This is a genomic window from Lysinibacillus sp. NPDC097279, assembly GCF_044761745.1.
Taxonomy (GTDB): domain Bacteria; phylum Bacillota; class Bacilli; order Bacillales_A; family Planococcaceae; genus Lysinibacillus.
Map to the genome: position 1 here is coordinate 1,424,285 of NZ_JBIWDA010000001.1, position 16,981 is coordinate 1,441,265.

At 36.4% G+C, this 16,981-nt stretch carries 18 protein-coding genes; 5 read left to right on the forward strand and 13 right to left on the reverse strand.

Going from position 1 to position 16,981, the window contains the following annotated elements:
* Positions 1–271: 271 nt before the first annotated feature.
* Positions 272–841, forward strand: coding sequence for a GNAT family N-acetyltransferase (locus tag ACIQ1H_RS07170; RefSeq protein WP_402887626.1), 570 nt, complete (start codon positions 272–274; stop codon positions 839–841).
* A 173-nt stretch (positions 842–1,014) separates the two neighbouring features.
* On the opposite strand, the gene ACIQ1H_RS07175 is transcribed toward ACIQ1H_RS07170, so the two are convergent.
* Both ACIQ1H_RS07175 and ACIQ1H_RS07180 read right to left on the reverse strand, forming a co-directional pair.
* Entirely contained in the window at positions 1,015–1,419 is a 405-nt protein-coding gene (locus ACIQ1H_RS07175) for a hypothetical protein (protein ID WP_402887628.1), read from the reverse strand.
* Positions 1,420–1,493: 74 nt separating this feature from the next.
* Positions 1,494–1,856, reverse strand: coding sequence for a hypothetical protein (locus tag ACIQ1H_RS07180; RefSeq protein ID WP_402887630.1), 363 nt, complete (start codon positions 1,854–1,856; stop codon positions 1,494–1,496).
* Positions 1,857–2,363: 507 nt separating this feature from the next.
* Between ACIQ1H_RS07180 and ACIQ1H_RS07185 the strand changes: the two genes are divergently transcribed.
* The gene (locus ACIQ1H_RS07185; protein WP_402887632.1) at positions 2,364–2,579 is read left to right on the forward strand and encodes a hypothetical protein; all 216 of its coding nucleotides are present in this window, start codon (positions 2,364–2,366) and stop codon (positions 2,577–2,579) included.
* Between the two features lie 396 nt (positions 2,580–2,975).
* On the opposite strand, the gene ACIQ1H_RS07190 is transcribed toward ACIQ1H_RS07185, so the two are convergent.
* The 4 genes from ACIQ1H_RS07190 to ACIQ1H_RS07205 form a co-directional block, all read right to left on the reverse strand.
* Positions 2,976–4,022, reverse strand: a complete 1,047-nt coding sequence (locus ACIQ1H_RS07190) for a phosphotransferase family protein (RefSeq protein ID WP_402887634.1) — start codon at positions 4,020–4,022, stop codon at positions 2,976–2,978.
* 11 nt (positions 4,023–4,033) lie between these two features.
* Positions 4,034–4,810, reverse strand: coding sequence for an SDR family oxidoreductase (locus ACIQ1H_RS07195; RefSeq protein ID WP_402887636.1), 777 nt, complete (start codon positions 4,808–4,810; stop codon positions 4,034–4,036).
* On the reverse strand, positions 4,807–6,042 hold the full coding sequence (locus tag ACIQ1H_RS07200; RefSeq protein ID WP_402887638.1) for an acyl-CoA dehydrogenase family protein: 1,236 nt from the start codon (positions 6,040–6,042) through the stop codon (positions 4,807–4,809). Before ACIQ1H_RS07200 ends, ACIQ1H_RS07195 begins: the two co-directional genes overlap by 4 nt.
* Before the next feature lie 226 nt (positions 6,043–6,268).
* Entirely contained in the window at positions 6,269–7,159 is an 891-nt protein-coding gene (locus ACIQ1H_RS07205; protein ID WP_172771321.1) for a LysR family transcriptional regulator, read from the reverse strand.
* Between the two features lie 128 nt (positions 7,160–7,287).
* Between ACIQ1H_RS07205 and hutG the strand changes: the two genes are divergently transcribed.
* Both hutG and gltS read left to right on the forward strand, forming a co-directional pair.
* On the forward strand, positions 7,288–8,253 hold the full coding sequence (gene hutG, locus ACIQ1H_RS07210) for a formimidoylglutamase (protein ID WP_402887640.1): 966 nt from the start codon (positions 7,288–7,290) through the stop codon (positions 8,251–8,253).
* Positions 8,250–9,434 (forward strand): sodium/glutamate symporter, encoded by a 1,185-nt coding sequence (gene gltS, locus ACIQ1H_RS07215; protein ID WP_402887642.1) that lies wholly within the window; start codon positions 8,250–8,252, stop codon positions 9,432–9,434. The genes hutG and gltS overlap by 4 nt, the downstream gene beginning before the upstream one ends.
* An 81-nt stretch (positions 9,435–9,515) precedes the next feature.
* Here gltS and ACIQ1H_RS07220 read toward each other — a convergent pair whose 3' ends face one another.
* The 5 genes from ACIQ1H_RS07220 to ACIQ1H_RS07240 form a co-directional block, all read right to left on the reverse strand.
* Complete coding sequence (locus tag ACIQ1H_RS07220; protein ID WP_402887644.1) at positions 9,516–10,781, reverse strand: polysaccharide deacetylase family protein; 1,266 nt, start codon at positions 10,779–10,781, stop codon at positions 9,516–9,518.
* Between the two features lie 114 nt (positions 10,782–10,895).
* Positions 10,896–11,447 carry a hypothetical protein gene (locus ACIQ1H_RS07225; protein WP_402887646.1) on the reverse strand — a complete coding sequence of 184 codons (552 nt, stop codon included), beginning with the start codon at positions 11,445–11,447 and terminating at the stop codon, positions 10,896–10,898.
* 10 nt (positions 11,448–11,457) lie between these two features.
* The gene (locus tag ACIQ1H_RS07230; protein WP_402887648.1) at positions 11,458–12,294 is read right to left on the reverse strand and encodes a D-alanyl-D-alanine carboxypeptidase family protein; all 837 of its coding nucleotides are present in this window, start codon (positions 12,292–12,294) and stop codon (positions 11,458–11,460) included.
* Positions 12,295–12,417: 123 nt separating this feature from the next.
* Complete coding sequence (locus ACIQ1H_RS07235; protein WP_402887650.1) at positions 12,418–13,029, reverse strand: histidine phosphatase family protein; 612 nt, start codon at positions 13,027–13,029, stop codon at positions 12,418–12,420.
* 353 nt (positions 13,030–13,382) lie between these two features.
* A complete protein-coding gene (locus ACIQ1H_RS07240; RefSeq protein WP_402887652.1) occupies positions 13,383–15,071 on the reverse strand; it encodes an AAA family ATPase in 1,689 nt (562 codons plus the stop codon).
* 93 nt (positions 15,072–15,164) lie between these two features.
* Between ACIQ1H_RS07240 and ACIQ1H_RS07245 the strand changes: the two genes are divergently transcribed.
* Positions 15,165–15,593, forward strand: coding sequence for a hypothetical protein (locus tag ACIQ1H_RS07245; RefSeq protein WP_402887654.1), 429 nt, complete (start codon positions 15,165–15,167; stop codon positions 15,591–15,593).
* A gap of 116 nt (positions 15,594–15,709) precedes the next feature.
* Here ACIQ1H_RS07245 and ACIQ1H_RS07250 read toward each other — a convergent pair whose 3' ends face one another.
* Positions 15,710–16,150 carry a GNAT family N-acetyltransferase gene (locus tag ACIQ1H_RS07250; RefSeq protein WP_402887656.1) on the reverse strand — a complete coding sequence of 147 codons (441 nt, stop codon included), beginning with the start codon at positions 16,148–16,150 and terminating at the stop codon, positions 15,710–15,712.
* Positions 16,151–16,243: 93 nt separating this feature from the next.
* On the reverse strand, positions 16,244–16,432 hold the full coding sequence (locus ACIQ1H_RS07255; RefSeq protein ID WP_402887658.1) for a transmembrane Fragile-X-F protein: 189 nt from the start codon (positions 16,430–16,432) through the stop codon (positions 16,244–16,246).
* Positions 16,433–16,981: the final 549 nt, after the last annotated feature.

Here is a 16,981-nt window from a genome sequence, read left to right on the forward strand (position 1 = left end):
TTTTATTGATTTCAAAAGATTTATAATACATAAACACAACTATAACTTTTTATTTTGTGGTATACTACTTTGAGTAGCACCATCAAAGGGCACAACCAATTCTGAGCTGTAGCGTATTTCATACGCTGCAGCTTTTTTATTGTTTTCAATAAAAAGGATATACTCCAGCCGCATTTTACAATATAATGTATGAACTAGAAAATATTAATAAATACATATGTAAATAGCTTTTCAAAATTATTAAAATGACTAAGGAGCGAAAACAAATAAGATGAATGTAGAAAAAGTCTTTGAAACCTTCCCGCTATTAAGTTCTGGCAACCTACAATTTAAAAAAATTGAAGAAAGCCACTTAGATATGTTATTTGCCATCTATGATAATGAGAAAGTATTTGAGTACTGTGGTATTATTCCGAAGCACAATATCCAGACGGTCCAAAAAATGATTAGTCATTTTGAACGTGATTTCACGAAAAGAAGCCGAGTGAAATGGGGTATTTTTTTAAAAAATCAGCCAGACACATTAGTCGGCATAATAGAAGCAATGGATTTTAATCAAAAAGTGAACATGGTAACAATTGGTTACTATTTAGCTGAGGACTATTGGAATAAGGGCATCGCTACTGAATCTGTGCAAACAATACTCAAATTTCTATTTGACGAAGCTGACATCAATAGAATTCAAGCAGAGGTTATGCCGATGAATGATGCTTCAAAAAAAGTGCTGTTAAAAAGTGGCTTTGTAAAAGAAGGATTATTAAGACAAGCTTCATTCTGGTCTGGCAAAGGCGTTATTGATTTAGAAATTTACAGCATCCTGCAAGAAGATTACAATAAATAAATTAAAAAGAACTTGAATTGGAAAGCACGTTTAGTATCATTAGCTCAACTTTACGTTATCTTTTCCTAATCAATAAAAGCACGCTAAACAGGACTATCTGTTTAGCGTGCTTTCACTTGTTTATCTTTATGAATGTTTGTTTCATTAAACAGCGTCATAAACCGAAACTACAATCATGTATTAGACTTTATTTCTTGCCATTTCCAAAATGCTTCATATAGCATATCGTGTAGAAATTCCTCATGCTCTCGTTCCTCATCTAGACCTCTCCGTTCTAGTTTTAGCCCTAACCACACCGTATCATCATTTCTAAATTTAGGATCACCAACACTATCTATAATACAGAAAAAGTGAAAAAAGGTTGAAAGCATCCGATCGCGAACAATCTTTTCAATGCCACATATACTATGAAAATCAAATTCATTTGCTTTTAACGCTTTAACTTCTTCATCAGTTAATTTTAACTCTTCCTCTACGCCTATTATCGCGTTTTCTGGATTACTTAGGCTATCACCCAATTTAGAGTATTCTTTAATTAATTCATGAACCTCCATTAGTAAACTCATTTGACTATCCATCTATATCACCACTTTTAAGTTAATTTCGAAAAAACCCTCAACTATCATTGCTGAGCCATTCCCTTAGTGGCAGCTTATTTATTTACTCCATACAGTTTAAAAAGTTCGCCTGATTCATATTGTTCAAGAACTATGCTTGCATGAAAACTGGTCATATTCTGTCCCATTCCTGCAATCTTTTCAAGCATTTTTAAAGCATCCGCTCTGCGATAGTCCACTACAATTGCATAAATACTGCAAACATATAAAACAAAAGTATTTTCATGTAGAAACAACTCATCTAACACTGCTGTAGCAAGTTCGGATGATTGCTTTAGTTGATCCAAAATAACTAGCAATGCCCTATTGGATTTATTTCCTCTTTTATAATCTCCAGTCATCTGCGTTTCTTCTGCTATCAAGCAATGATTGATAAACTCATCAACTAATATTTTCATATATAAACACCTACTATATATTAGTTTAGCAAGCCTAACTTTGTATTAAATATGCTTACCGACATTTACGAAAGCTGCTCTTTTCTATTGTATAAAAGCAGATATACTAATTAGTTTGCATTCTATTTTTAAAATTTTCTTTTAATATCTGATGCATGTAAATCAATCTTTTCTTTATCTTTCAAAGCGTTTCTATACGCTAAAAATCCCAATATTAGCATTGTTATATTTAGAGGAGCAAATAAGAGAAAAAACACCTCTTTACTTACTTTATTAGTAAAGAATAAAATTAGTACAAGGATTGCGATTGCAGTAATATAGCTTACATATTTATTATATTTGCAAGACATACGATGCACCCTTTCTAGCTGTAAATTATTTAATATTTCAGTTAATTTAATCTAGTATATAAATAATAACACACTTAGGAGTTGCATGAGATGAAATTAACACAAAAAATAACTAGTTTATTTGCCGCTTTTCTTTTATTGAGTGCAACTTTAAGTAGTGCTACATGCAGATTCACTATTTCCCTCAGCGGCTATTAAGACAGAAGAAATTACTGGTACTAATGATTTAATTACAACAAACGAAAATGGTGTTGCAGAAAATGATTTTAATATTATTAATCTACCGAGTGAGTTTGATGATGGAATTCTTCTGAAAAGTAAGGGGACTGGAGAAGATTTAAAAATTGGTGTACCGAATAATGTTTTAAAATGACTTGAAGAAGAGTAGACAAAATCGTCTGCTCTTTTTTTGTTGTGCTGTGGATGCTCGTAGGAGGCAGGCGAGAATGACAATAAATAAATTGTTATGGGCGTACTGATTAGGTTTTTCAATGAGAATCTGATTTTTTTAAAAAAATCGGCATTACTTCTTTCTGTTATGAAAGACGCAAAAAAGAACACACATTCCACCTCTTTAATTCCTTTATCGTGAATATTTTGTTTTACATAATGGACATGATGCGAGAGGATAACTTAAAAATATAAAAATTAGTGTCGGATAATCTGTTGATATTTTCTAACAATTACATACGCAACCAACAAAAAAAGATTGTAGATGCACCCGAAAATTAGGAGCATCTACAATCAAACAGCCTCTATCAACCTACTTTTACTTAATACTTTTAGCAGCTTGCTGAATAAGTGCAGCTACCATCGTATCCATTTGTGCAAAACGATCATCCTTCGTTTGCCCGTTTACAAAGCGGTAATAAATCTGTTGGCAAATCACCGCTAATTTAAAATAAGCAAATGTTATATAATAATGGATTGCTGAGACATCACGACCACTTTTCTCTGCATAGCGCGCGATGAATTCTTCTCTTGTATAAAAGCCAGGTAAAATCGTAATCGGTGGCTCCCCTAGCGCATACAACAACATTTTTGGATCATCTGCATGCATCCAGTAGCTCATCGCAACACCAAGATCTGCTAAAGGATCCCCTACTGTTGTCATTTCCCAATCAAAAAGCCCAATCATTTGTGAAAAATCTTGTGAAAACATCGCATTATTGAATTTATAATCATAATGAATAATTGTCGCTTCATCATTCGTCGGTATATTGGCCTTTAACCAAGCCGTTAGCTCCGCTACCTCTGAAAGCTCAGCTGTTTTAGCTTTATCGTATCGATCAATCCAGCTATGCACCTGGCGTTCCATAAACCCATCAGGCTTGACCATGTCTATTAAGGGCGTTTCTTTATACGGTATGGCATGGAGAGCTACTAATGATTCCACCATCATTTCAGACAACTGACGGGCTAGTTGTACTGTCGTTTCTGTACTAGGTGGAAAATGCGTATCCAATACAACTCCCTTTTTTCGTTCCATTAAGAAAAAATCACTGCCGATAATGCTATCATCATCGACATAAACATACGGTTTTGGCACAACGGCTAAAAACGGATGGAGCGCAGATAAAATTGTAAATTCACGCTTCATATCATGCGCCTTTTTTGCAACTGGCCCAAGAGGTGGTCTGCGAAGTACGACTTCAAAATCCGCAATTTTCAAACAGTAAGTTAAATTCGAATGGCCAGCACTAAATTGAGAAATTTCTAGTTTCCCCTCTGGTAGCTCTGGGAATTGTCGCTTTAAAAAAGCATGTAGTTGCTCTGCATCGATCCGTTCACTTCTTCTTACTTGCATCGTATCCATAGGTACCCCCCTTAAATAATTGCACTCATTCCGCCATCTACGACAATAACCTCACCTGTAACATAATCCGAAGCTGCAGCTGCTAAAAATAATGCAACTCCCTTCAAATCATTTTCAGAACCTAAGCGCTTTAACGGTGTAGCGCCCATTAAATAATCCTGTCCTCGTTCAATTAAGACATTCGACATTTTTGTTGGGAAAAACCCAGGGGCAATAGCATTAACGTTTACTCCAGCAGGACCCCATTTCACCGCTAAATCTTTCGTTAACGTAATCACTGCACCTTTACTTGCGTTATAGCCGATCGTATCCATAAAATCAGGTAGTGTCCCACCAAGTCCCGCGATTGAGGCAATATTAATAATTTTCCCAGCGTTTTGTTCAAGCATCACTTTGCCAACTGCCTGTGTCATTAAAAATGTGCCATTGACGTTTACATCAAATACCTTTTGCCAAGCTTCGTAAGGCATGTCAACAGCAGGCGTACCCCATGAGGCGCCACTATTATTTACTAAAATATCAATCTTGCCGAACGTTTCCAACGTTTTCGTTACGACATTCGTAATCTCTTCTGGTTTTGTCACATCACAGGCAAGCGCAAGTGTCTGGACACCCAATTTCGCAAGCTGTGCAGCCACTTCCTCACAAGCCTCCACTTTTCGTGAGCAAAGCACAACATTTGCACCAGCCTCAGCAAAGCCTTGGGCAATTTGTGCACCGAGTCCACGACCACCACCAGTAACAATAGCGGTTTTCCCTTTTAAGCAAAATAAATCAAGGACACTCATTTAATCAGCTCCTTTTGCTTATTGGCATGTTTTTTCAGTTCCAACTTCGCTACAGTATTGCGATGTACCTCATCTGGTCCGTCTGCTAAACGCAAAGTTCGTGAATTGGCCCATTGTGCAGCTAATGTTGTATCGGGTCCCACTCCAGCAGCGCCAAATGCTTGAATGGCACGATCGATAACACGCAATGCCATATTCGGTGCAACAACCTTAATCATTGCAATTTCAGCCTTCGCCTCTTTATTGCCCACAGTGTCCATCATATAAGCAGCCTTTAATGTAAGCAGTCTTGCCTGTTCAATATCAATGCGTGACTCGGCTATCCGTTCACGCATAACTCCTTGGTCTGCTAATGGTCGATGGAAAGCATGACGCTCCTGTAAACGGATACACATTTCCTCTAAAGCACGTTCGGCTGCTCCAATTAGGCGCATGCAATGATGAATCCGTCCTGGACCTAAACGACCTTGTGCAATCGCAAAGCCTTTGCCTTCACCCCACAAAATATTTTTCACAGGTACTCGCACATTTGTAAACGTAACCTCACCATGTCCTTCTGGTGCATGATCATAGCCAAAGGCAGTTAACATACGCTCTATTTTAACGCCAGGTGTATCCATCGGTACTAAAATCATCGATTGCTGTTCATGTACAGGTGCCGTAGAATCCTTATGTTTTCCCATAAAAATAGCGACTTTACATCGTGGATCTCCAGCACCCGTTGTCCACCACTTATGACCATTTAAAACGTAATAATCGCCATCACGTTCAATACTCGCCTCAATGTTTGTGGCATCACTTGAAGCTACTGCTGGCTCTGTCATGGCAAAGCAAGACCGAATCTCCCCACGTAATAGCGGTTCTAGCCACTCTTTTTTCTGCTGTTCAGAGCCGTAGCGTACAAGTACCTCCATATTCCCCGTATCAGGTGCATTGCAGTTAAAGACTTCAGGTGCTATTAATGAACGCCCCATAATTTCACACAAAGGAGCATATTCTAAATTCGATAAACCTGCGCCATACTTGCTATCAGGTAAAAAAAGATTCCATAGCCCCGCTTCCTGTGCTTTACGCTTTAATTCTTCCATAATAGGAGGAATCGCTCCCCAACGATCCTCCATTGCCTCCACCTGTGCCACATATACTGCCTCATTTGGATAAATATAGTGCTCCATAAAATTCGTCAGTTTTTCTTGCAGTTCTACTACTTTTTCACTATAAGAAAAATTCATATGAACGCCCCCTTTGATTGACAACGCGAATGGAAAATGAATGATTGTTCATTCTTATTCTTACATTAAATGTTACCGCTATATGCCATGTAAATCAATCATCAATTCCATAAAAAATAGAATAAACGAGATAATACATTCACAAAACAGCTAAAACAAGATCCACTTTTTCCTTTATTCTATAAAACCTATTCAAGGTATTAACTATTCCAGAAAAATATAATTATTATTTTTCGCTGTCAAAATATTGTATAACACCATCAATAAATTGGCGGATTGCAGAGGGAAGATGCCGATTTTTCAAATACACTAAATAAACATGTCGCTGTAAATTCGGGCAATCAATTTCTTTCTGAACAATTGTTTTTGCAGTTGGTCCCTGTAAATAATTTTCTGGCAAAATCGTAATTCCTAAATTTTCACGAACGAGTGATACAGCGGTTTCAAAACGCTCAATTTCAAATTGTACATTAATCTCTTGATTTGCATTTTCAAATGCTTTCAAAATATCTTGGCGTGTTTGAAAACCGTCTGTACTAATGATGAAAGGTTCGTTACCTAAATCCGCAATAGATAAAACATCTTTTGCCGCTAACGGATGGTTTAAAGGCAACACTGCTACAAGTCTTTCCTCATACAAACACTTCACTTCGAGCTCTTCATCATCTATCAACTGATTTGTAATAATAACATGTGTTTTATAACCTTTTAGTGATTTTTTAACACGTTTGCTGCCTAAAATATCTACTAAATGGAACTTCATCTGTGGATAGACCTTTTTATATTCAACAATCGCTTTTGGTAACCAATGCTTAATTGATTCCATCACACCTATAGTCAAATCACTTGTACCATGTACAATGACCTCGTCCATTTCAATTTTTAGCACTTCCATATTTTTTAATATAACTTTTGCCCTTTCATATAGAAGCTCACCCGCTTCAGTTAAGTGCAAATTTCTTGTATTTCTTTCAAGCAAAGCAGAACCCACTTCTTGTTCTAATTTTTTAATTGCATTACTTAAAGAAGGCTGAGAAATATGCAATTTTTCGGCTGCTTTCGAGTAATTCATGTGCTCTATTACTGCGATAAAATATTGTAATTGTTTTAAATCCAAAACAACATACCTCCCTATTTATAGTTTAAAACTATAGATTAATAATAATTATATATTAGTAAATATAATTATGTGAATATATAATAAATTAACACTACATGAATAATGTTAATGGAGTTGATAAAGAGATGTATACAATGACAGATCAAAAACAATGGAAAGGTCGAATAGATTCAACTACAAATACTAGCAGTTTCCGTTTACATCAAAAAGTAAAAAGAATAGCTATTAATGATGTAAGCGCTTCAGAACAGAAAAATGCTGGTATTGTAGGTTTTATATGTGATGAAGGAGTACGCCGAAATCAAGGGCGTGTTGGTGCTGCCAATGGTCCAAATGCGTTGCGCGAAGCGTTAGCAAGCTTACCGTGGACATTTGAAGACCAACAGGAAATTATCGATGTAGGTAACATTCTTTGCCTAAATCATGCGTTAGAGGATGCGCAACGTGAGCTTGGTGAAATCGTCCGTGGCTTACGAGCAAAAAACATGAAGTGTATTATTCTTGGTGGCGGTCATGAAACATTATATGGACATTATTTAGGTATTCGTACAGCATTACCAAAAGATGCTAGCATTGGAATTATTAATATTGATGCGCATTTTGATTTACGCCCATATGATGAACAGCCTTCATCAGGTACAATGTTCCGCCAGATTTTAGAACAAGATCCACATGCGGATTATTTTGTACTTGGTATTCAGCGTTACGGAAATACAAAAGAGCTTTTTGATAAAGCACATGAGCTACAGGTGAAATATGTATTAGAAGAACAAATGACAGCAGAAAATCACACGAATATCATGAATGATTTACAGCACTTTATGGATAATCATGATACGATTTTACTTACTTTATGTATGGACGTCGTCAACACTGCATTTGCACCTGGCGTAAGTGCGCCATCACCTTTTGGACTAGATACAAAAACTGTTCGCTCTTTAATTCAAAAAGTAGCATCACATCCACACACACATTCGTTTGATATATGTGAAGTGAATCCGTTACTGGATGAAAATGGTCAAACAGTCAAATTGGGTGCTTACTTTGTCTACGATGCACTCAATCACTTAATTAGGGGGAACGGTTCATGATCGAAATTAATCAAATCACTACTATATTTCTCGCAGTCGCTCTATTCGCATTCGGGAGCTTTCTTATTAATAAAGTAAACTTTTTAAAGCGTTTCTGTATTCCAGCACCAGTTGTTGGTGGCTTACTGTTCGCAGCCTTAGCAACCATTTTAAAAACAACTGGCATTCTAGAAATATCTCTTGATACTTCATTACAAAGCTTATTTATGATTACGTTTTTCACAACTATTGGATTAGGCGCTAGCTTTAAACTTGTAAAGCTTGGCGGTAAACTACTTGTCATTTATTGGTTAGCTTGTGGATTCCTTGCATTAATGCAAAACGTCATTGGTGTATCACTCGCTTCACTTATGGGCATTCATCCACTAATCGGTATGATGGCTGGTGCTGTTTCCATGGAAGGTGGTCACGGCGCAGCTGCTGCATTTGGACAAACTTTAGAAGATTTAGGTATTTCATCTGCTATGACAATCGGTGCTGCTGCTGCAACATGTGGCTTAGTAGCTGGTGGACTAATCGGTGGACCGATTGTAAAATATTTAGTTGGCAAATACAATTTAACACCAGATGAACAAGAAACTGAAGCAATTGAATATGAAAATAAAAATGAACAAATTACATCTGATTCATTCTTTACACAGGTAGTTATTATTACATTTTGTATGGCATTAGGAACGTATGTTGGAACTTTATTCTCTGAAGCTACAGGTTTCGTTCTTCCAGGCTACGTCGGTGCAATGTTTGTCGCTGTATTCGTTCGTAACATTTTAGATAAAGTAAAACCAAATGCGATTAACATGAAAAGTATTTCTTTAATCGGTGACGTAACACTTGGTGTCTTCCTGTCAATGGCATTAATGAGCATTAAATTATGGGAAATTGCCGACTTAGCATTACCACTATTTTTAATCGTGTTTGTACAAGTACTATTCATTGTTCTATTCTGTATATTTGTATTATTTAAATTACTCGGTAAAAATTATGATGCTGCCGTTATGGTTGCAGGTTTCGCAGGACATGGTTTAGGTGCAACACCAAATGCGATGGCGAATATGTCTGCCGTAGTTCAACGTTTTGGTCCTTCTACAAAAGCTTTCCTAGTTGTACCAATCGTAGGCGCATTTTTAATCGACGTTTTTGGTATCCCTATTATTATTACAACAATTAACTTATTTAAATAACATTTAAAAAGCCGTGCACAGTCTTAGTATGACAGTTGCACGGCTTCTTCTATTATTATAGTAAGATGATACGAGATTGAATTAATGTAATATGTCGCTAACGGTTACGCATTCATAACCTTGTTTCTGTAAATAAAGAATGACATTTTCTAACCCATTTGCTGTCGTCTGATGAATATCATGCATTAAAATAATGCTTCCATCTTTCACAGATGCTTTAACATATGTTAGAATTTTGTCGGCATTGCGATGCTTCCAGTCAAGTGTATCTATAGACCATAAAATAGATGGCACCGTTATGACAGATCGAACTTGGTCATTTGTAGCGCCATAAGGTGGTCGGAACACAGTTGGATATTGACCAATCGCATCATAAATAGCATTGCTTGTTCGATCAACTTCTTGTTTAACACTTGCTTTCGATAAGCTAGTTAGCTTTGGATGATTCCATGTATGGTTACCAATTTCATGACCTTCTTTAAATACTTGCTCTACAATTTTAGCATTGCTTGAAGCATTTTTTCCAACCATAAAAAATGTCGCCTTCACATTGTGCTTTTTCAAAATCGCTAATATTTGCGGTGTTACTTTGGCATCAGGACCATCATCGAATGTTAAAGCGACTCGTTTTTTAGCCCCTTTCGCTACAGCAACTCCTTTATTATAAACTTTATTATCAACGATTGTTAAATCCGTTAGCTCAGAAGCCTTTATGTAACCTTTTTGTTCACCTGCTTCAACATATGCCCAACCTGCCACAATTGTATATTGCTGAACAATCGTTTTGTTCGCAAGCGTACCTAGCACTTCACCGCTTGGACTCGCTGTTAAATGAATCATAGCCCCGTTAGGAGCATCTACCTGCTTTTTGATCGCTGTCGGCTTTTTAAGCGTATTTGTCGCTGCATAGCCATATTGATGTCCGTATTGAACATACGACCAACCTCCAGGCGCTGTACCATACACAAAGAGCATACTATTTTCATATAGTTGTCCAGCCTTTTGTGCATTTGGACTTGGATATGTAAATAAATTGGTGCCGCCTTTTTTTGCGACTAATGCTTTTTCAGGTGTAACTACGGTTAAAGCTGTTGCTTCTACATATCCCTCTAGCTGGGACATTTGGATATGGACCCACTCTTCATTCAAAGGTGTGGCTAACACAAAACTGCCATTTGTTACATGACCACTCACATTACTTTCAGTTGAAGCATCTACATAGACCATTGCATCCTTTGTAACTTGCAGGATGGTGGCCACATTTTCTGTCTTTGCAGAAGCATGCCCTACCATCACAATGCTACAAAAAAATGCCCAAATCAAAGCAAAGGGTACTAATTTTTTCATTATTCTACACCGCCTTTTACAATCTCTGATGTCATCTCCCGTGTAAAATATGCTAAAAACATAGGATTTGATTTTAATTATAGATGAAGATTTCTCTCCAGAAAATAGTAATAATCAACCAGATTTGCTAATTGTAAATTTAGCTAACAATGCTTTTTGATAATCTGAATCAACAGCATACTGCTGAATTGTTTGCTCATGTGCTTGCAAAAATGCCTTTACCTTTGTTTTATCAAAAAATTCATTGCCTTTAGGTATTGTAGAAAATAGATTTTCCATCTCATCTATTAAGACATCTCTAGAAATTTCATACCCTTCTCCATCCACTTCAAAACCATACCCCTTCGCGTTTGGTACTAAAATGGCACCCATCATAGCGTTATAAACAATGGCTTTATCTTTAGATATAGATGACGAGAACCATTCACTTAATGCTTGATCATCATTTTTATAGATAACGCGTAGCACCTCCCCCCGTACATCAAAGTGGTCGATTGTATCTCCATGGAAAAACACTGTATTCGCAACTTTGCCAACACTCATCGCATCCCCAACATAGGTGCCAATTAAAGGCTCCCAAGTTGTCTGCTCCACTTCAGGCGTTTGCACAATGCAGCCTGTCATGAAAACTGAGCAGAACATAAATGTAGCTACTATTTTTTTCATAGTTTTCCCCCTATAGTGCTTGATAAGCTGCCATGGCATCTTCAACATGAAATGGAGGTGTCCAAACATGCCCTTCTGCATTCGTCGTAACGAAAATAAATACTTCACCGTTCTTTTCCATTAAGGACGCTAAGCACAGTCCTGCCTCAGGTGTATACCCTGTTTTTCCACCAAGAATTGCACCTTCCACACCATCCATTTTTGTAAATAATGTGCTGGATATCGTTAATTCATTTGGCACTAATGTCGTATAACTTTTTGTAGTCAAAATTTGATAAAATGTAGGATTCTCCAGTGCATATTGAAAGAGCTTACTAATATCACGAACACTTGATACATGGGCTGGATGATGGAGCCCACTAACATTTTCGTAATGCGTATCATTTAATTCTAGCTCCTGCGCTTTATCGTTCATCATAGCAACGAATGCCTCCTCACTACCTGCGATAGCAATAGCAAGCGTAGCAGTTGCATCGGCACCTGATGCCAGTAATGTACCGTATAATAAATCCTCAATCGTCACAAAATCTCCACCTTGGAAGCCAGCCATCGAAGCATTTTGGGCAGTATACTTTGCAATTGTTTGTGGCGTAACCATCGTTTGCATTTGAAGATCTTTACTCGCCTCAATCGCTACGATTGCCGTCATGATTTTTGTTAACGATGCTGGATAGATAATGGCATCTGCATTTTTTTCATATAACACATCGCCGTTATCGTTTAATAATAAAGCATTTTTACTATGTAACGATGGTAGCTCAATGTCCACTACTTGTTCGTTTGTTTTATTAGTATAGAAAAATATTGCAACCGCACATATACAACAAAATAATACAAATTTTTTCATAAAAAAACGCCTCCCACACATTATAATAGGAGGCAATTATGAATATTCCTGTAGGAAAATTATGAAGAAATTCTTAAGGATTGTATGTCATTTCACATTATGTAATAAAACAACCGCTACTTTTTAATAAAAATCATCGAATGCTAATGAAATGTTTTGGATGTTTTTATGTGTTAATTTAAAAAATACATCTTGTGAAACATCTAACTTCAATGCATCCTCTTTTGCAAGATCAGCATAGATGCCCCGTAAAATTCGTCCTGTTAGACCATGTGAAATGACAATTACTTTTGGTACATCTTTTATACTATCAAGCCAATCCGTTAGTCTACTCACAACGGCGTCGTAGCTTTCACCATTTGGCGCATTGAAAAACCAGTTATAATGATCTGTTTGATCTAAAAGAGTAGGCCAAGTATGTTCAATTTCTTTCGTCGTTAAGCCCGCCCAATCTCCAACAGCAACCTCAGCTAGTCGATTGTCCTGTTGTACATTGTTAAAATCATAGCCCATCGTATTGCATATTATTTCGGTGCTCTGCAAGGCCCTTCCTAAAGGGCTTGAAAATACTTGCCACTGTTGCGAATCACCAATTAAACTTTTCAACATATCTGCATTTTGCTGAACTTGTTCGATGCCAATAGCCGTTAATGGTGAATCAAGCTCCCCTTGATATCGTCCTTGAGTATTTAAAACGGTTTCTCCGTGACGCAATAAATAAATTATTTGATTCAAACATTTCCCCCCAATCCAAAAAGACATACACTACCGTATGTTTAATTTAGAATATGGTTTTTTCTAAATTTCGTCAATTGAAAGAACATAAAAAAGCCCCGTAACAGATTGCTAGGGGCAATGAGGTGATACGTCTAATCTTGTGTTTTATTCCCTTTATGAACATCGATGTTGTTATTGATTGTAATCTTAATGTGTAAAAATGTTGGTAAAACACACGCAAGAACCAACAACCATGGCACTATTTTCTTCATCAAGCTCTCCCTACTAGATAAAAATTATCTATTTTCTATATTTTCGTTTCTTATATATATGATATTTATATAGTTGCCATGCATTGTGATGTTAAGTTATTAAAACGTACTATCAAAAAGATCTTCAGAAATCGCTTGGACAATATCTGCCTCCGCAAATTCCATCAGTTCACTTCTCGTAATATTTTGCTGCTGGATTAAACGATTCGACTGAATTGTCACCAGCTTTTCAAATACATTTCGAATATAACGTCCGTTTGAGAAATTCGGGATTGTTTCAACAGGTATCTGGTTTAATTGGGATTTCATATGCTGTGCAAAAGCATCACCATAACGATAATCGTTATTTTTACATAGCATCGCAAATATTTCATATAACTCATCTGTGCTAAAGTTATCAAATTGCACAAAATGATTAAAGCGCGATTTGAATCCTGGATTAGTTTGTAAAAATTCCTCCATGAGCTCAGTATATCCTGCCACAATGATTACTAAATCATCGCGTAAATCTTCCATTGCTTTTAACAAGCTATCAATCGCCTCTTTACCAAATGCATCCTGCTTATCATTAATTAATGAATAAGCTTCGTCAATAAATAACACGCCACCTGTTGCCTTTTTCACCACTTCTTGTACTTTTAGGGCTGTTTGACCAACATAGCCCGCTACGAGCCCTGCACGATCTGTCTCAACGAAATGGCCACTGGACAATACGCCAAGATGTTTGTAAATTTGACCAATAATGCGAGCGACCGTTGTTTTTCCAGTTCCAGGGTTTCCCGAGAAAACGAGATGATACGTTATAGGGAAGCTCGTTAAGCCATGGTCAACACGTAAGCTTTGAATTTTAATAAAGTTGATTAAATTATGTAATTCCTTTTTTGCATTTGGAAGCCCTACAAGCCCATCTAATTGCGCCTGTAGTTTAGCTATTTCTCTCTCTATTTCTGGTGTAATGCGCAAACGCTCACCGTTAATAAATTCTCCACTATAAATGATTTTGCCTTCTTCATTATAATAATCGCCACGACCATGCTTTAGCCCGTTGACAAGGTCGCCATTATAGGATGCTTGTCCATTACTATAATAAAGTGTGCCTTTCCCTGTCATAACATCCTCTTTAAAATGCCCTTCCGCTTCAAGCACACCTTGTCTTGAAAAGACTTTCCCTTTTCCATGCTTCATGTCTTCAAAGAAATAACCTTCAAAGTGTAAAGCCGTTACACCCGATTGAAGCTCCACCTCGGTAGGTGCCTCTGGAACATAATACAGCTTACCTGCCCCTTGCATATGGTTCCACATAAAATCACCTTCGTATTGTAAAAAACCACTTGGATAATATTGTATGCCTTTACCCTTTTTCATACCATGCACAAAATCTCCCTCAAATTGCGGTCGATTTAAGTGTGGGTATTGCTCACGTAAATCTTTAAATGGTGCAATGACATCCTCTTCATAATATAAAATCCCATAGCCATCCATTAAGTCATTCCGAAAATGCCCCTCGTAATAGACTTTTCCATCTTTATATAAAATGCCCGTACCTTGTTTTTTATTTTGTATAAATTCGCCTTGATAGATTATTTGACCTTTTAAATACATAATGCCGTTGCCTTGCTTCATATGATTGACGAATTCTCCCTCGAATAAAACCTCACCCTCCTGATCAAAAATTGTCCCCTTGCCATCGTAAATATCATGGCCAAAATCGTTTTTCTTGACGCCACCACTGTACATTATTTTCCCATCTGGATAAAAAAGCTCTTTTTCTTGATGATTATAGTTCATTTTATTGCCTTCCTTTATCAATTCAGTATATGCTCAATTATAGCGTGGAACAGAATACATATGTGCGAATTTTTAGAATTTAAGGAGATTAACATGAGAAAAATCTATAAAATAGTTTTATTAGTCCTATTCCCCCTTATTATCTTGTATGTGACGACATCATTACTAACTCGAGATTCTACTTTCAATAAAGAAGTGATTGATCGGCTTGATATCGAAGAGATTAATGAAATTGAAATTATTCGTGCATCTGACGAAAAAACAATTACGGTAACAGATGCAGATAATATCAGTAATATTATGCAGTTATTTAAGAACAAAGAAATTCGAAAAGTATTTTTTGCGAAGTCAGATTCTAAAGAGGCATATTGGTTAACATTACGAATTAATGATAATCGTGAAGTCGGCATTCGCCTTGATGATTCAACACATCTATTTGTTTATTTATACGAGGAAAATTACATGAAAGACTATAAATTATTAGACAAACTGGATACTACGTATATAGAAAAATTATTTTAGTATCACGTTTAATGGTTAAAACCCCCATAACAAGAACTACACAGGTAAGACGCAAAAAACCGCGCATCCATAATATTGCGTCTTACACTGTCCCCGTAAATTGTCTAATTATTTAATTAAACTAAATGTTTAACCATTGTGTAATAGCTACTTCCAGGGGGATAATCTTTTATTTCTCCAACAACTATATATCCTCTCGCTTCATAAAACGAGCGCGCTTGAAAGTCATATGTAGTTAACAATGCCTTTGTGGCCCCCATCTTTATTGCGGTTGCTTCCGCTTGTAACAACAATTTTTCACCTAATCCTTGTCGACGATATTCCTTACTAAACCAAAACTTATTAATTTCAAGCCAATCCCAATAAACCTCCGCGGTTAATCCGCCAATCCATTCATTATCATTTGAAACAATAACATTTAAAGGCTGCACAGCCCCCTCTTTTCTTATTTCTTTATGGTATCGAGAATGTTCATTATTAAACTCTCTTAAACTAGTATTTAGAAATGTGACAAATGCTTCATGATTTTCTAATAAAACTTCTACATTATAATTCATCGTTTTCCCCCTTAATACACTGCAAAGCTATCTCTCCTTCGTTTATCGTCCGATATTTCTACTAATTAAACTACCCTAGTCTTCATTCAACACCTATTGCTTTTTACGTTTCTTCACCGTCACTATCGTTGCTATAACGATGGCTACCTTTCCTAGTAAAAGAAGTACGTAAATTGTAAAAGAAATGAGCGATGGTAACAGCACTAACCACCACGACCATGTAATAACTCCTGTTAGCTTTAGCACAATAAAGACGATGGTTAAAACTTCTGCTACTCCCACAATTTCACCACCATTCATCACTTATTTAGTACAAAGTATAGCCGATTCAACTTATTTTTAGGTAGGCATTCTATGGAACATAGAATATAAAATTCGTTTAAATAAAACAGGAGGGAATGTATGGAAATAACCTTAACTATATGGTCACTGATTTTATTAATAGGTACCATTATTATATTTCTTATTGTCAGTTCATCCGCAACATTTTTAAACTTTTTGATCGCACATTTTCATTTTCATCCTTTGAACGCTATATTACTTCTAACAATAGGATGTTTCTTTCTAGCCCTTATTGGGATGAAAGATGTTAAAAATAGGGCTACTTTAATTATTAGCTATATAACGATTACGATAACGTTCGTTTTCATTGCAATTCTCTCTTTTATATTAATTATTGGGCACTTTCTCAGTTAATTGGTACTAGCTAATTGTGCAACCGCAGATACAATCATATGAATCGCTCGTTATTAAAACATGTTAAAAAATGTTAATAATCCAATTATTAACATTAATCAGTATTTCATTGTCTCTTATTGTTTTACAGTTATA

What these genes read in the sequence shown, in the direction of transcription:
- ACIQ1H_RS07175 (WP_402887628.1), bottom strand. Translation starts at nt 1,419, where the DNA reads ATGGATAGTCAAATGAGTTTACTAATGGAGGTTCATGAATTAATTAAA.
- ACIQ1H_RS07245 (WP_402887654.1), top strand. Translation starts at nt 15,165, where the DNA reads ATGAGAAAAATCTATAAAATAGTTTTATTAGTCCTATTCCCCCTTATT.
- ACIQ1H_RS07190 (WP_402887634.1), bottom strand. Translation starts at nt 4,022, where the DNA reads ATGGATACGATGCAAGTAAGAAGAAGTGAACGGATCGATGCAGAGCAA.
- ACIQ1H_RS07230 (WP_402887648.1), bottom strand. Translation starts at nt 12,294, where the DNA reads ATGAAAAAATTTGTATTATTTTGTTGTATATGTGCGGTTGCAATATTT.
- ACIQ1H_RS07200 (WP_402887638.1), bottom strand. Translation starts at nt 6,042, where the DNA reads ATGAATTTTTCTTATAGTGAAAAAGTAGTAGAACTGCAAGAAAAACTG.
- ACIQ1H_RS07225 (WP_402887646.1), bottom strand. Translation starts at nt 11,447, where the DNA reads ATGAAAAAAATAGTAGCTACATTTATGTTCTGCTCAGTTTTCATGACA.
- ACIQ1H_RS07220 (WP_402887644.1), bottom strand. Translation starts at nt 10,781, where the DNA reads ATGAAAAAATTAGTACCCTTTGCTTTGATTTGGGCATTTTTTTGTAGC.
- ACIQ1H_RS07180 (WP_402887630.1), bottom strand. Translation starts at nt 1,856, where the DNA reads ATGAAAATATTAGTTGATGAGTTTATCAATCATTGCTTGATAGCAGAA.
- gltS (WP_402887642.1), top strand. Translation starts at nt 8,250, where the DNA reads ATGATCGAAATTAATCAAATCACTACTATATTTCTCGCAGTCGCTCTA.
- ACIQ1H_RS07240 (WP_402887652.1), bottom strand. Translation starts at nt 15,071, where the DNA reads ATGAACTATAATCATCAAGAAAAAGAGCTTTTTTATCCAGATGGGAAA.
- ACIQ1H_RS07170 (WP_402887626.1), top strand. Translation starts at nt 272, where the DNA reads ATGAATGTAGAAAAAGTCTTTGAAACCTTCCCGCTATTAAGTTCTGGC.
- ACIQ1H_RS07250 (WP_402887656.1), bottom strand. Translation starts at nt 16,150, where the DNA reads ATGAATTATAATGTAGAAGTTTTATTAGAAAATCATGAAGCATTTGTC.
- hutG (WP_402887640.1), top strand. Translation starts at nt 7,288, where the DNA reads ATGTATACAATGACAGATCAAAAACAATGGAAAGGTCGAATAGATTCA.
- ACIQ1H_RS07195 (WP_402887636.1), bottom strand. Translation starts at nt 4,810, where the DNA reads ATGAGTGTCCTTGATTTATTTTGCTTAAAAGGGAAAACCGCTATTGTT.